The sequence below is a fragment of the Variovorax sp. LARHSF232 genome (assembly GCF_052871435.1).
In genome coordinates this window covers 793,405-807,814 of the sequence record NZ_JBIXJS010000001.1, presented here as the reverse complement: position 1 = coordinate 807,814, position 14,410 = coordinate 793,405, and the positions used below count along the sequence as shown (strand labels likewise).

General features: G+C 67.8%; 11 protein-coding genes. 9 read left to right on the top strand and 2 right to left on the bottom strand.

Annotated features, from left to right (window positions below):
* Positions 1-6: 6 nt before the first annotated feature.
* From ACIPRI_RS03810 to ACIPRI_RS03785, 6 genes are read left to right on the top strand one after another with little or no spacing between them, the layout of a single operon-like run.
* Positions 7-1,833 (top strand): DUF1302 domain-containing protein, encoded by a 1,827-nt coding sequence (locus ACIPRI_RS03810; protein WP_446588656.1) that lies wholly within the window; start codon positions 7-9, stop codon positions 1,831-1,833.
* A gap of 33 nt (positions 1,834-1,866) precedes the next feature.
* Positions 1,867-3,228 (top strand): DUF1329 domain-containing protein, encoded by a 1,362-nt coding sequence (locus tag ACIPRI_RS03805; protein ID WP_446588654.1) that lies wholly within the window; start codon positions 1,867-1,869, stop codon positions 3,226-3,228.
* A 31-nt stretch (positions 3,229-3,259) separates the two neighbouring features.
* Positions 3,260-4,321 carry a WD40/YVTN/BNR-like repeat-containing protein gene (locus ACIPRI_RS03800; RefSeq protein ID WP_446588652.1) on the top strand — a complete coding sequence of 354 codons (1,062 nt, stop codon included), beginning with the start codon at positions 3,260-3,262 and terminating at the stop codon, positions 4,319-4,321.
* Positions 4,322-4,330: 9 nt separating this feature from the next.
* The gene (locus tag ACIPRI_RS03795; RefSeq protein WP_446588650.1) at positions 4,331-6,829 is read left to right on the top strand and encodes an efflux RND transporter permease subunit; all 2,499 of its coding nucleotides are present in this window, start codon (positions 4,331-4,333) and stop codon (positions 6,827-6,829) included.
* Entirely contained in the window at positions 6,826-8,445 is a 1,620-nt protein-coding gene (locus ACIPRI_RS03790; protein WP_446588648.1) for a DUF1254 domain-containing protein, read from the top strand. The genes ACIPRI_RS03795 and ACIPRI_RS03790 overlap by 4 nt, the downstream gene beginning before the upstream one ends.
* Before the next feature lie 9 nt (positions 8,446-8,454).
* On the top strand, positions 8,455-9,003 hold the full coding sequence (locus tag ACIPRI_RS03785; RefSeq protein ID WP_446588646.1) for a hypothetical protein: 549 nt from the start codon (positions 8,455-8,457) through the stop codon (positions 9,001-9,003).
* Positions 9,004-9,147: 144 nt separating this feature from the next.
* Here the strand turns inward: ACIPRI_RS03785 and ACIPRI_RS03780 are convergent, their stop codons facing one another.
* Entirely contained in the window at positions 9,148-10,164 is a 1,017-nt protein-coding gene (locus ACIPRI_RS03780; protein ID WP_446588644.1) for an AraC family transcriptional regulator, read from the bottom strand.
* A 108-nt stretch (positions 10,165-10,272) separates the two neighbouring features.
* On the opposite strand from ACIPRI_RS03780, the gene ACIPRI_RS03775 reads away from it, so the two are divergent.
* A complete protein-coding gene (locus ACIPRI_RS03775; RefSeq protein ID WP_446588642.1) occupies positions 10,273-11,790 on the top strand; it encodes a flavin-containing monooxygenase in 1,518 nt (505 codons plus the stop codon).
* Positions 11,787-12,671, top strand: coding sequence for an alpha/beta hydrolase (locus ACIPRI_RS03770; protein WP_446588640.1), 885 nt, complete (start codon positions 11,787-11,789; stop codon positions 12,669-12,671). The genes ACIPRI_RS03775 and ACIPRI_RS03770 overlap by 4 nt, the downstream gene beginning before the upstream one ends.
* A 24-nt stretch (positions 12,672-12,695) precedes the next feature.
* On the opposite strand, the gene ACIPRI_RS03765 is transcribed toward ACIPRI_RS03770, so the two are convergent.
* Complete coding sequence (locus ACIPRI_RS03765; protein WP_446588638.1) at positions 12,696-13,754, bottom strand: helix-turn-helix domain-containing protein; 1,059 nt, start codon at positions 13,752-13,754, stop codon at positions 12,696-12,698.
* Positions 13,755-13,930: 176 nt separating this feature from the next.
* Between ACIPRI_RS03765 and ACIPRI_RS03760 the strand changes: the two genes are divergently transcribed.
* Complete coding sequence (locus ACIPRI_RS03760; RefSeq protein WP_446588636.1) at positions 13,931-14,401, top strand: 2,4'-dihydroxyacetophenone dioxygenase family protein; 471 nt, start codon at positions 13,931-13,933, stop codon at positions 14,399-14,401.
* Positions 14,402-14,410: the final 9 nt, after the last annotated feature.

Sequence of the window (14,410 nt, the reverse complement as noted above, 5' to 3'; positions counted from 1 at the left end):
TCCTTCGTGCCCCAGCCTGCTTCGCGCCTTCCCTTCGCCACCCATCGCCTCAGTGCAGTGGCCAGCGCCGTGTTGGCTTCCCTTGCCCTCGCCCTGCCATCCCATGCGATGGAGATCGATGTCGGTAATCCGGACCTCAGCATCCGCTGGGACAACACGCTGCGCTACAACCTGGGCTTTCGCACGCAGGCACAGGACGCGGCGATCCTCGCCAACCCGAACTTCGACGATGGCGACCGCAACTTCAACAAGGGTTCGGCCGTCGCCAACCGAGGCGACCTGCTGAGCGAGTTCGACCTGGTCTACCAGAAGAAGTACGGCTTTCGCGTGAGCGGCACCGCCTGGTACGACGCGGCCTACCGCAACCTGGACAACCGCAGCAACGCCACCGCCAACACGCTGGTCAATGGCGTGCCGACGGCCGGCGTGCTGTCCAACTACACCTCGCGCTATGCCAAGGGCCCCTCGGGCGAACTGCTCGATGCCTTCGTGTTCGGCGGCACCACCTTCGGCGAGACCGATGTGAGCGTGCGCCTGGGCAAGCACACGGTGTACTGGGGCGAAAGCCTGCTGGGCGGCGGTGCCGTGCACGGCATCTCCTACGGCCAGTACTCGCTGGACCTGTGGAAGGCCTTCGCCACGCCGGGCATCGAGGCCAAGGAACTCTACCGTCCGCGCAACTCGATGACCCTGCAAGTGCAGCCGGCGCCCGACCTGTCCTTCTCGGCCCAGACCTTCTTCGACTGGGAGAGCGCGCGCTATCCGGAATCGGGCAGCTACCTGACGGTGAACGATGCACTGCTGTACGGCGGCGACTCGCTGATCGCCGGCCCCGGCCAGCGCCTGCTGCAGGGCCAGCCGGGCGAGCCCAAGAAGACCGGCGACTTCGGCCTGTCGGCGCGCTGGAGCCCCGAGTGGCTGGACGGCACCGCCGGCCTGTATGCCCGCCGCACGGCCGACATCCAGCCGCAGATTGCGCTGGTGCCGGCAGTGGCCGCCGGCGTGCCGGCGGGCGCCTGCTCGCGCGCCGGCCTCAGGCCCATCGGCCCCTCGACTTGCTACATCAACCCCGGCGCGGCCAGCATCGCGCAGGTCCAGGCGGGGCAGGTCGGCCAGTACCGCGCCTTCTACGGCGAGGACATCGACATCTACGGCATCAGCCTGGCCAAGAACGTCGGCGGCATCAGCCTGGGCGCCGAGCTGAGCTATCGCCACAACATGCCGCTGCAAAGCGTGCCGGTGCAGGTGCTGCCCGCGGCCCTGGTCAATCCAGCAGCCGGGCAGGTGGCCACCACGGCATTGGACGGCGGCACACCGGGCGCACGCGGCAACACCCTGCACGGTGTGTTCAACCTGCTGGGCGTGCTGCCGAAGACGGCCCTGTTCGACTCCGCCTCCTGGAACGCCGAACTGGTGTGGAACCGCTGGACCAGCGTTTCGCAGAACCCGGGCGCCTTCAAGGGCAGCGACGCCTACCGCGCGAACCCGGCCAATCTCGACGCCGTCAGCAGGGACTACATCGGCTTGGGGCTGAACTTCACGCCAACCTGGTTCCAGGTCTTCCCGAGCGTGGACATCTCGCTGCCGATGAGCTGGTCGGGCGGCCTGACGGGCGTCTCGGCCGTGACCTCGGGCGGCGCCAAGGACAACGGCTCGTATTCCCTGGGCATCGGCGCCGACGTCCAGTCCAAGTACAGCTTCACGTTGCGCTATGTCGGCTTCTATGGCGACTACAGCACGACGCCTTCCGGCGCGATGAATGTCGCGCAGAGCACCAACGCATCCTTGTCCGACCGCGGCCACGTGCTCTTCACCTTCAAGACGACCTTCTGAGTCGGATTCCCTTTGCATCCACGGAGACACATCATGAAATCCCGCACCCTCTGGGCCGGCGCACTGATCGCGCTGGCCGCCCAGGCCGCCATCGCCGCTGTTTCGGCCGAAGAGGCCAAGAAGCTCGGCGCCACGCTCACGCCCACCGGCGCCGAGCGCGCCGGCAGCGCCGACAAGTCCATCCCCGACTACACCGGCGGACTCACGACGCCGCCGGCCGGCTACGAGAAAGGCTCGGGCATCCGGCCCGACCCCTATGCCAGCGAGAAGCCGTTGTTCGCCATCAACGCGCAGAACATGGCGCAGTACGAGGCCAAGCTGACGGCCGGCACCCGCGAACTCTTGAAGAAGTACCCGACGATGCGCGTCGACGTGTACCCGTCGCACCGCTCGATGGCCTTCCCCAAGTACGTCATCGACAACACGCTGAAGAACGCCACCTCGGTGAAGACCACCGAGGACGGCCTGGGCCTGGAAGGCACCTATGCCGGGATTCCGTTTCCGATTCCCAAGACCGGCAACGAAGTGATGTGGAACCACCTGCTGCGCTTCACCGGCCAGAGCTACTACACGCAGTACGACTCGATCAACGTCGACTCCTCCGGCAAGGCGGTGCTGGCCACCACCGGCCAGATCCACATGGACTACCCGTACTACGACCCCAAGCGCAGCGGCCAGTCGGCCGAGAACGACGTCTACTTCCGCACCAAGATCGCCTACACCGCGCCGGCCCGCCGCGCCGGCGAGGCCCTGCTGGCGCAGGACTACATCAATCCGATGAAGAACGGCCGCCGCGCCTGGCAGTACCTGCCCGGCCAACGCCGCGTGAAGCTGGCACCCGACATCGCCTACGATACGCCCAACCCCGGTACCGCCGGCGCCTCGACCTACGACGACGCCTGGATCTTCAACGGCGCCATGGACCGCTACGACTTCAAGCTGGTGGGCAAGAAGGAGATGCTGGTTCCCTACAACACCTTCAAGCTGGTCTATGCCAAGGACCCCTACGCGGTGAGCACGCCCAGCCACATCCACCCCGACTACGTGCGCTGGGAAGCGCATCGCGTCTGGGTGGTGGAAGCCACGCTGAAGGCCGACAAGCGCCACATCTACGCCAAGCGCACCTTCTACGTGGACGAGGACAGCTGGGTGGCGGTGGCCTCGGACATGTACGACGCGCGCGGCCAGCTCTACCGCGCCAGCTTCGTCTACACCAACCCGTCCTACGAACTGCCCGCGCCGGCCGCCATGGGCCAGTCCTTCCACGATTTCACCACCGGCGGCTACAACGTGATGGGCCTCCTGGGCGCCTACAACGTCGGCGTCAAGTTCATCGACCCGCTGTCGGCCAACGCCTGGAGCGCCGACGCGCTGGCCGGGTCCGGCGTGCGCTGAAGAAGAACGCGAGCAAACAGGGAGAACTGCTGTGCAACGCAGAAGTTTGCTGATGGCCGCGCTCGGCGCGGTGGGCGGTGGCGGCGAAGCCTGGGCCAACGAGGTGCTGGACCGGCCGGCGCGCACCAGCGCACTGGCGGCCCGGCGCCTCGTCACCGGCATCGCCAGGGCCGGCGACGCGCTGGTCGCGGTCGGGCAGCGCGGCCATATCGTGCGTTCTACGGACAGCGGCCACAGCTGGACGCAGGCCGCAGTGCCGGTGAGCTCGGACCTCACCGCCGTGCGCTTCGTCGATGCCGAAGCGGGCTACGCGACCGGCCACGATGGCGTGGTGCTCGGCACCCGCGACGGCGGCCGCAACTGGAAGCGCCTGCTGGACGGCCGCACGGTCAACGCGCTCGTGCTCGAACACATGAAGAAGCGCGCCGCCGCCGCGCAAGCCACCGAGCAGGACCGCAAGCTGCTTGGCGAAGCGCAGCGCAACCTGGAAGCCGGCCCCGACAAGCCCTTTCTCGATCTGTACTTCGCCAACGTCAACGAGGGCTTCGTGGTCGGCGCCTATGGGCTGGTGATGCACACCGCCGACGGCGGCAGGCAATGGACGCCCTGGTTCGATCGCATCGACAACCCGCAACTGCTCAACCTCTATGCCATCTGCGCATCGGGCGGCGCGCTCTACGTGGCGGGCGAGGCCGGCCTGCTGCTCAAACTGGACCGCGAGGCAGGGCGCTTCGTGGCGCTGGCTTCGCCCTACAAGGGCAGCCTGTTCGGCCTGACGGCCACCTCCGCCGGCGTGCTGGCCTGGGGCATGCGCGGCAACGCCTTCCTCGGCACGGACGGCGGCGCCGCCTGGGCGCCGGTCACCACCGGCCTGTCTGCCAGCATCATCGGCGCCGCAGTGGCCTCGGACGGCACCGTGGCGCTGGCCGACCAGAGCGGCGGCATCGTGGCCAGCGAGGATGGCGGGCGCAGCTTCGTGCAGTCGCGCCTGCGCTCGCAGGCCCCGCTGGCGGCGCTGGCCTTCGCCGGCGGCAACAACGCCCTCGTCGTCGGCGGCCCGCGCGGCCTGGCCACGCTCGAGCTGGCGACCTAAGGACAAGTCATGACCATTTCAACCGGACTCGAGCGCATGCCGGTCGTGCGCGAGCTCGCCGATTTCCCGCGCAACTCGGGCACCTGGCTCGAGCGCGCCGTCTTCAATCACCGCCTGCTCGTCACCCTGGCCTGCCTTGTGGCCACGCTGGTGCTGGGCTTCCTGGCCACACGCGTCTCGCTCAACGCCAGCTTCGACAAGATGATCCCCGTGGGTCATCCCTACATCCAGAACTACCTGCAAAACCGCAGCGAACTGCGCGGCATGGGCAACACGCTGCGGGTGGTGGTGGAAAACGAGAAGGGCGACATCTTCGATGCACGCTACCTGCAGGCCCTCAAGCACATCAACGACGACCTGTTCCTGATGCAGGGCGTGGACCGCGCCTGGGTCAAGTCGCTGTGGACCCCGGCCACCCGCTGGACCGAGGTGACGGAGGAGGGCTTCCAGGGCGGCCCGGTGATGCCCGACAACTTCGACGGCAAGGCCGCCAGCGTGGACAAGCTGCGCCTGAACGTCGCGCGCGCCGGACTGGTGGGCAGCCTGGTGGCCAACGACTTCCAATCCAGCGCCATCGTGGCGCCGCTGCTGGACGGCAAGGATGGCGACCGGGACGCCCGCCTGGACTACTGGCGCCTGTCACGCGACATCGAGACGCAGATCCGCGACAAGTACGAGAAGGGACTCGCTGCCGACGGCCAGCCCTGGGGCGTGAAGGTGCACGTGATCGGCTTCGCCAAGATCATCGGCGACCTGCTCGACGGGCTGGTGCAGGTGATGATGTACTTTGGCGTCGCCACCGTCATCGCCGGGCTGCTGCTGTACGGCTACACGCGCTGCCTGCGCAGCACCGCCCTGGTGCTGGGCTGCTCGCTGGTGGCGGTGCTGTGGCAGGTGGGGCTGGTGCGCCTGGTCGGGCTGGAACTCGATCCCTACTCGATGCTGGTGCCCTTCCTGGTGTTCGCCATCGGCGTGAGCCATGGCGCGCAGAAGATGAACGGCATCATGCAGGACATCGGCCGCGGCACGCACCGGCTGGTGGCCGCGCGGTACACCTTCCGGCGCCTGTTCCTGGCCGGCGTCACGGCCTTGCTGGCCGACGCCATGGGCTTCGGCGTGCTGATGCTGATCCCGATCCCGGTGATCCGCGAGCTCGCGCTCACCGCCAGCATCGGCGTGGCGGTGCTGATCTTCACCAACCTGCTGCTGCTGCCGGTGCTGCTGTCCTATGTGGGCGTGAGCCCGAAGGCGGCCGCGCGCAGCCTGCTGGTGGAGAAGGCGCAGGCAGCGGGGCAGGGCAGTCGCCTGTGGGGACTGCTGGACAACTTCGCAGCCAAGCGCAACTGGGCGCTGGCCGCGGTGCTGGGCTCCCTTGCGCTGGCGGTGGTGGGATTTGCGGTGAGCCTCAAGCTGCAGGTGGGCGACCTGGACCCCGGCGCCCCGGAGCTGCGCCCGGACTCGCGCTACAACCGCGACAACGCCTACGTCGCAAAGAACTATTCGCTGTCCAGCGACCTGTTCGCCGTGATCGTCAAGACGCCCAAGGAAGGGTGCCTCAAGTACGCCACCCTGGAGCACGTGGACCGCCTGGCCTGGGAGCTGCAGCAGCTGCCCGAGGTGCGCACGACAGTGGCGCTGACCGACGTGGTGCGCCAGATCACCGCCGGCTCCTTTGAGGGCAACCCCAAGTGGCAGACCATTTCGCGCAACCAGGACATCCTGAACTACGGCGCGCAGCAGGCCACGGTGAACAACCCCGAGATGTTCAACGTCGAGTGCTCGGTGATGCCGCTGGTGGCTTACCTGAGCGACCACAAGGCGCAGACGCTGCAGAAGGTGCTGGGCGTGGTGGAGGACTTCGTCCAGGCCAACCCCACCGATCCGGCCCAGGTGCAGATCCTGCCCGCCGCGGGGTCTGCCGGCATCGAGGCGGCGACCAACATCGTGGTGCGCGAGGCCAACCGCACCATGCTGTTGTACGTGTATGCCGCGGTGATCGCCTTGTGCTTCCTGACCTTCCGCTCCTGGCGTGCGGTGCTGGTGGCGGTGATCCCGCTGGTCGTCACCTCCATCCTGTGCGAGGCGCTGATGGTTGCCTTGGGCATCGGCGTAAAGGTGGCCACGCTTCCGGTGATCGCGCTGGGCGTGGGCATCGGCGTGGACTACGCGCTGTACCTGCTGAGCGTGCAGCTCGCGGGGCAGCGCAGGGGGCTGTCGCTGGGCGCGGCCTACGCCGAGGCGGTGACTTTCACCGGCCGCGTGGTGGCACTGGTGGGCGTGACGCTGGCCGCAGGCGTGATCACCTGGGCCTTCTCGCCGATCAAGTTCCAGGCCGACATGGGAATCCTGCTGACCTTCATGTTCGTCTGGAACATGGTCGGCGCCCTGGTGCTGATCCCGGCGCTGTCGCACTTCCTGCTGAACGACAGGCACTTCCTCCTGAAGAAGCAGCAAACCGATCTCGCCGGCGCCATGTCGCCTTCGCAGCCTTCTTTTAGAACGCCATGAACCACCACACTCCCCAAGCCAAGCCCCACGCTTGTTCGGCCGCCTTCTTCAACCACAAGCTCATTGCCGTCGCGGTCGCCGGCGCCATGTCAGGTGTCTTCGGCGCGCCAGCGGCCTACGCGCAGGCGCAAGATGCCGCTGGCCCGGCCACGCCGGGCTTCAACAACAAGATCCCCAAGCAGATCCTGACCCCCGACCGGGTGGAAACGCGCATCGGCTCGCTGCGCTTCGTGGACGGCGTGCCGACGGCCGAGACGGCACGCAAGGCCTACGACAACCTGGATTTCCTGCGCGGCACCGAGGTGTTCCTGAACTTCATTCCGGCCGCCTCTCTCGAGGCCATGCGGCGGGGCAATGCGCAACTGGGCGCGGCCCGCAGCCATCAGGCGATCATCTTCGACCAGCTGCTGGACTCCAACCCGCTGCTGCTCACCGGCAACACCGACACCGTCTACTGCCTCGCCTTCCTGGACCTCCAGGCCGATGGCCCCACGGTGGTCGAAGTCCCGCCCGGCAGCGGCCCGGGCACCGTGAACGATGCGCTGTTCCGCTTCGTGATCGACATGGGCGGGCCGGGTCCCGACCGCGGCCAGGGCGGCAAGTACCTGATCGTTCCCGCCGATTTCAAGGGCGCGCTGCCCAAGTCCAAGGAAGAGGGCGGCGAGTACTACATCGCCCGCTCGCCGTCGTACGTCAATCTGCTGGTGCTGCGCGGCTTTCTCAAGGACGGCAAGCCCGACGCTGCGTCGAAGCTGTTTCGCGAGGGCATCAAGATCTATCCGCTGGGCAAGCAAACCAGCGCGCCGGCGATGCAGTTCATCAATGCCTCGACAGTGCCCTACAACACGATTCACGCCAACGACTTCGAGTTCTATCGCGAGCTGGACCACGTGATCCAGAAGGAGCCGCTGGACCTGATCGACCCCGAACTGCGCGGCTTGGCCGCTGCCATCGGCATGCGCAAGGGCAAGCCCTTCGCGCCCGACGAGCGGATGCGCAAGATCCTGACCGACGCCGTCGCTGTCGGCAATGCCACGACACGCGCGATGGCCTTCCGCAGCCGTGATCCACGCTCGGTCCTGTACGAGAACAGCCAATGGCGAACCGCCTTCATCGGCAGCGACTACCGATGGCTGGACGTCGACGGCGTCTCCGGGCGCAACCTGGATGCGCGCTCCAACTTCTTCTACATCGCCACCGTCAACACGCCGGCAATGTCGGCCAAGCTGGTGGGCCGGGGTTCCCAGTACGCCATGAGCTACGCCGACAGGGCGGGCCAGCCTTTCGACGGCGCCAAGTCCTATCGCCTGAACATTCCTGCCGACGTGCCTGCGCAGGACTTCTGGTCGGTGGTGCTCTACGACACCCAGACACGTGCGGAGCTGCAGACCTCGCAGCCCTTTCCCAGCAAGAACAGCAAGCGCAACAAGCTGGACGTGAATGCCGACGGATCGGTCGACCTGTACTTCGGTCCCAAGGCGCCGGCCGGCAAGGAGGCCAACTGGACGCAGACCGTGCCGGGCAAGGGCTGGTTCGCCGTCTTGCGCCTGTACGGTCCGCTCGAGCCATGGTTCGACAAGAAGTGGCGCCCGGGCGAGTTCGAAGCGCTGAAGTAGGAGCCTGCGATGCGATCTGCAACCTTGACCATCGAAGCAGGCCCGATCGTCACCGCGGCCGAACTGGGCTGGAAGTACGTCAGCTGGGGACTGGGCCTGTTCATCGCCGGCTTCGTGACCGGCTTCGTGCCGATCCTGCACTACATGACCGGCGCCGTGACCGGCAACGTGAGCGCCGAGTTTCTCAAGAACATCACGCTCTGGTGGGGCTGCCCGGCGATCCTGGCCGAGCTGACACTCAAGACCGGCAGCCTGGGCATGATCGGCATCGGCCTGGCCTACCTGGCAGCCGTACGGCAGGGCGCCTCGACCGTCGTATCCAGGCGCGAGCAGCTGGCTGTCGTGCTTTGTGGCTATGGGCTCATCGCCGAGCTGGTGACGGCCAGCGTCGGATTCGTGGTCTGCAACATGATCTGGCCAAGCTTCTACTACCACGCCGTGCCGGCCGGCAAGAACACCTGGCTGGCAATGCAGGGCGTCAGCATTGCCGTGTACGTCATCGGCCTGTGGCACGGCGTGGCGGGCGTGCGCCGGGCCTCGCGGGAGCAGCGGCGGTGACGCGTTCGCTCAAGCTGCTGGGCTTGAGTTGCGCCATCGTGGCCGCTGCCTTCTGGGTCTGGAGCGGCATGCCGATGATCTGCCACTGAGCCGGATTCGGGCTGGGGCTTCTCTGCCCGTACGACCGGTCCTCACGCCTCCCAGTCAGTCGGCCGGCGGCCTGCCGTCGCGCCGGATCTCGCTGGGCGCCATGCCGAACCAGCGCCGGCAGGAGCGCGTCATCGCCGACTGCTCGGAAAAGCCCAGCAGGTCGGCCAGCTGCCCCAGCGGCATCCGCGTCTGGCGCAGGTAGTGCAGGGCTGCGTCCTTGCGCGTTTCCTCGCGCAGGACCTCGAAGCTGGTGCCCTCGGCGGCCAGGCGGCGCTGCAGGGTGCGCGGGTGCAGCGCCAGCAGCCCGGCCACGCCGACCTTGTCGCCGCGCGGCGTGCCAAGCGTGCGGCGCAGGCCCAGGCGCACGCGCGCCGACACGCTTTCGCCGGGCACGCGGAAGTGCCTCGCCAGGTAGTCCTCAGTGATCTGGCGCAGGGCGGGGTTGGTGTCCTGCAGGCGGGCGTCGAGCGTGGCCGGCCCGAGGTGCAGGGCGGCACGCGGCTGCTCGACGTGGACGGGCACGCCATCGAAGAAACGCCGGTAGACGGCCAGCGGCGCGAGCGGCGCATGGGGCAGCGAGACGGCGCGCAGCTCGTAGCTGCCGCCGGCCAACAGGCGGGTGATGGTGTGCATGTCGCCCAGGCACAGGTCGATGGCCTGGCGCTGCGCGGGCAGCCGCGCCAGCCGAAGCTCGAAGCTCATCTCGGCGGCGCCTTCGAAGAGGGCGCTGCGTTCATGAAGGCTCACCACCAGCCCGGGGCTGTGCACGAACATGTGGCGCGACACATCCTCCCAGGCCCTGCGGACGGTGGGTGCGTTCTGCAGCATGATGGCCAGCGGGCCGAGCACGCTCACGTCCTGCATGCGCGACAGGCGCAGGCCGAAGTCGGGGCGGCCGGTCTCGATGGCGCTGGCTTCCAGCAGGTGAACCGCCGCGCGCAGCGAGACCAGCGCATCCTCGCCCGCCAGCGATTCCGGCGCGATGCGGTGGCGGCGCAGCAGCGCCTGCGCGTCGCCACCCAGGCTGTGCATCAGCGCCGCGTAGCCTCGCAGACCACTCGTCCGAACCATGGCTGTCATGTCTCGCAATGTCAAAGACTTGTCTCGTCATGTCAAGAAGAGAAGGTGGGGCCCCGGAATACTTGCGGGCATCCGATCGAACCACCAAAGAGACAAGACATGGCGACAAAACACTACGACGTGCTGATCATCGGTGCCGGCCTGTCCGGCATCGGCATGGCCAGCCACCTGCAGAAGGAATGCCCCGGCAAGCGCGTGGGCATCCTGGAGCGGCGCCAGGCCATCGGCGGCACCTGGGACCTGTTCCGCTACCCGGGCATCCGCTCCGACTCGGACATGTTCACCTTCGGCTACCAGCTGCGCCCGTGGCATGAGCTGAGGGTGCTGGCGGACGGCCCCTCGATCCGCCAGTACGTCGCCGACACGGCCCGCGAATTCGGCATCGACAAAAAGATCCGTTTTGGCACCAAGACCACGCACGCGGCCTGGTCCAGCGAGCACAAGCGCTGGACGGTGAGCGCGGTGGACGAGGCGAGCGGCGAGCCTTGCACCTTCACCTGCAGCTACCTGGTGAGCTGCACCGGCTACTACAACCACGACGCCGGCTACCTGCCGCGCTTTCCCGGCGTGGAGCGCTTCAAGGGGCAGTGCATCCATCCGCAGTTCTGGCCGGAGAAGCTCGACTACCGCGGCAAGCGGGTGGTGGTGATCGGCAGCGGCGCCACCGCGGTGACGCTGGTGCCCAGCATGGCGCAGGACACGACCCACATCACGATGCTGCAGCGCTCGCCCAGCTACGTGTTCTCGCTGCCCTCGCGCGACAGGATCTCCGAGCTGCTGCAGCGCGTGCTGCCCAAGCGCTGGGTTTTCGGCCTGGCGCGGCGGCGCAACCTGCTGGTGGCCCGCCTGATCTACAAGGCCTCCAAGCGCTGGCCCGCGCAGATACGGCGGCTTCTGCTGGCCGGCGTGCGCAAGCAGGTGGGGCAGGACTACGACATGAGCCACTTCTCGCCCGACTACAAGCCGTGGGACCAGCGCCTGTGCGCCGTGCCCGATGGCGACCTGTTCAAGGCGATCCGGGCGGGCAGGGCGTCGGTGGTCACCGGCCACATCGAGACCTTTACCGAGAACGGCATCCGCCTGAAATCCGGCCAGGAACTGCAGGCCGACATCATCGTGACGGCCACCGGCCTGCAGATCCAGTCCTTCGGCGGCATGGCGCTGAGCGTGGACGGCAAGGTGTGCGCGATCAACGAGCTGATGACCTACAAGGGCGTGCTGCTGCAGGACGTGCCCAACATGGGCTGGATCTTCGGCTACATCAATGCCTCGTGGACCTTGAAGGTGGACATGGCTGCGGCGTACATCTGCCGGCTGCTCAAGCACATGGACAGCCAGGGCCACGAGGTCGTGACTGCGCGCGCGCCCCAGGGCCAGGTGCAGGACGAGTCGATCGTCGCCGCGCTGCAGTCGGGCTATGCGCAGCGCGGCTCGGCGATGCTGCCGCGCCAGGGGAAGGGGGTGCCATGGCGCATCCTGCACAGCCCGGAGAAGGACCAGGTGATGCTGCTCAAGGACCCGGTCGACGATGGCGCGCTGGAGTTCGGGACCACTGCCACCGCCGCCGCAGGCACCGGCCTGCGCGGCCGACAACTGGACGCGAGCCTTTCATCGTGAAGCGCATCGCCACTTCCTTCGAGAGCGAAGGCCTGCGCTGCGCCGGCACGCTGCTGCTGCCCGATCACGGCGAGCGGGCGCCGGTCATCGTCATGGCGCACGGCTTCGCCGGCGTGCGCGCGATGCTGATGCCGCATGCGCAGCGCTTCGTCGACGCCGGCTATGCCGTCTACCTATTCGACTACCGCAACTTCGGCGACAGCGAGGGCCAGCCGCGCCATTGGGTGGACCCGTTCCGCCACCTGGAGGACTGGGATGCGGCCATCCGCCACGTGAAGACGCTGAAGGGGGTCGACGTGCAGCGCATGGTGTTGTGGGGCACGTCGCTCTCTGGCGGCCATGTGGTGTGCCTGGCGGCGCGCGGCGGGCACCGGCTTGCCGCGGTGATCGCCGGCCATCCGCTGATGAGCGGCCTGGGCGCCGTTGCGGGCATGCCGCTGCGCAAGACGCTGCGCCTGACCCTTGCCGGCTTGCGCGATCTGGCGGGCAGCTTGTTCGGCCGGGCGCACTACATGCCGGTCGTCGGCCGGCCCGGCGATTTCGCGGTGCTGACCGGCCCCGAGGCCTGGGACGGCATGGTGCAGCTGAGCGCCATCATCGAGGTGCCGTGGGAGAACAAGGTGCTGGCGCGCGTGGCGCTGAAGATCGCGCGCTACAACCCGATCCGCAGCGCACGCCGGGTGCGGGTGCCGGCGCTGGTGATCGCCGGCGCGAAGGACAGCATCGTCCCGGCGCGGATGGCCCGCGAAGCCGCTGCCCGCATGCCGCGGGGCGAGTTCGTGCTGCACGACTCCGATCACTTCCAGCCCTACTACGGCGAATACCTCGACGAGAACGTGCGGGTGCAGCTCGACTTCCTGCGCCGACACGTGGCGGTGTGAGCTGCAAGGCGGGCGCCGGGCGGCTTACTGCGATTGCTCCGACTGCCGCGCCTGCCCCCGGGCCGGCGTGCCCGCCTGAAACTCGCTGGGCGTCAGCCCGCAGTGGCGCCTGAAGGCCCGGCTGAAGTTGGCGGCGTCGCTGAAGCCCAGGTCCTGCGCCACTCGCGAGACGGTGATGCCCGGCTGTGCCAGCTGCTCGCGCGCCCGCTCGAAGCGCACCTGCTGCGACAGGTCGCGAAACTGCAGCTGCTCCTTCTTGAGGTTGCGGTCGATCGTGCGTGCCGAGATGTTCATGCGCCGCGCGATGTCGTCCAGCGTGAGCTGCTGGCCCTGCGCCTCGCGCAGCAGCATGGTGATGTAGTCGCCCCAGCCCGCATGGGGAACCGGGCGCCGCTGCAGGGGCTGTAGCCGGCCCTCGACCTGCTCGACCACCTGCGGCGAGGCCATGGGCAGCGGCTGGTCCAAAAGCCTCGCGTCGATGCGCAACTGGATGCCCGGCAATGCCCGTTCGTCGAAATGAAAGCGCGCGGGCAGCCGCTCCAGGTAGCGCGCATGGTGCGCCGGTGGCGGCATGCCCATGTAGACATCGAAGGCAGCGCCGTCCGGCCCGAGGAGCATCCGGAACTGGTTCTCGACCGAGATGGCGATAGCCTCCATGGCGAAGTGCATGGTGCGCAGCGGCATGGCCACCACTGGGCTGAATACCGCCTCGCCATGCTGTGGCCAACGGCGGTAGCGCAGGGTGAACAGCTCGAGGATGAAGTGGTAGTAGCGGCTGGTCAGCCCCAGCAGGTGGTCCAGATCGCGGCAGCTCAGCATGCCGTAGCCCAGCTGGTCGTGCGAGTTGAGCTTGATCAGCCGCCCCAGCTCGAAGCCCAGGTCGGTGCGACCGGTGAGGTGGTAGGCGGCCACGAGGAAGGCGTCGATCTCGGCCGGGGTCAGCATGCCATCGCTGCGCTCGAAGCGCCCGGCGTCCAGGCGGGCCATGGCCAGCAGGCGCGTGGTGTCCACGCCCTGGACCGCGAGCGCGCCCAGCAGCAGCGCGAAATAGCGCGCCGGCGCGCGCTTGGGCGAGGCCGTCATGCCGGGCCCCCGGGGTACTCAGGGTTAGCCCCGGTTTGTCGGGAATTGACTGGCAAGTGTCGGCAACTGAATCGCTGCGGGGGCGCCTTGAAAACCATCATCGGGGCAAGCCATTCGAAACACGTGACGGGTGGCGATCCTAGCCACATCGGCCATTCCCCACCACTGGAACAACCATGCTCTACGAACAGATCCACACCGCAGTCATCGACGACGAATCCATTCCCTGGGTGCCCTTCGCGCCCTACAGCAACGAGGTGATGCTCAAGTACTTCAAGTGCGACCCGATCCGCGGCGAGACCATCACCCTGCTCAAGGCCCCGGCTGGCGCGCAGCTGCCCAAGCACCATCACTCCGGCACGGTGATCGTCTACACGGTCAAGGGCAGCTGGAAGTACCTGGAGCACGACTGGATCGCCGGCCCCGGCAGCATCGTCTTCGAGACGGCCGCCTCCAGCCACACCCCGCAGGTGGTGGAGAACGGTGGCGAGCTCATCACGCTGAACATCGTGGTGGGCGACCTCCTCTTTCTGGGCGAGAACGACCAGGTGCTGGCCATCGAGAACTGGAAGTCCGGCGTCGAGCGCTACCTGGCCTACTGCCGCGCGGCCGACATCGAGCCGGTCGACATCACGGCATTCCACTGAGGACGGGCA

What these genes read in the sequence shown, in the direction of transcription:
- ACIPRI_RS03795 (WP_446588650.1), top strand. Translation starts at nt 4,331, where the DNA reads ATGACCATTTCAACCGGACTCGAGCGCATGCCGGTCGTGCGCGAGCTC.
- ACIPRI_RS03785 (WP_446588646.1), top strand. Translation starts at nt 8,455, where the DNA reads ATGCGATCTGCAACCTTGACCATCGAAGCAGGCCCGATCGTCACCGCG.
- ACIPRI_RS03780 (WP_446588644.1), bottom strand. Translation starts at nt 10,164, where the DNA reads ATGGTTCGGACGAGTGGTCTGCGAGGCTACGCGGCGCTGATGCACAGC.
- ACIPRI_RS03790 (WP_446588648.1), top strand. Translation starts at nt 6,826, where the DNA reads ATGAACCACCACACTCCCCAAGCCAAGCCCCACGCTTGTTCGGCCGCC.
- ACIPRI_RS03805 (WP_446588654.1), top strand. Translation starts at nt 1,867, where the DNA reads ATGAAATCCCGCACCCTCTGGGCCGGCGCACTGATCGCGCTGGCCGCC.
- ACIPRI_RS03765 (WP_446588638.1), bottom strand. Translation starts at nt 13,754, where the DNA reads ATGACGGCCTCGCCCAAGCGCGCGCCGGCGCGCTATTTCGCGCTGCTG.
- ACIPRI_RS03760 (WP_446588636.1), top strand. Translation starts at nt 13,931, where the DNA reads ATGCTCTACGAACAGATCCACACCGCAGTCATCGACGACGAATCCATT.
- ACIPRI_RS03775 (WP_446588642.1), top strand. Translation starts at nt 10,273, where the DNA reads ATGGCGACAAAACACTACGACGTGCTGATCATCGGTGCCGGCCTGTCC.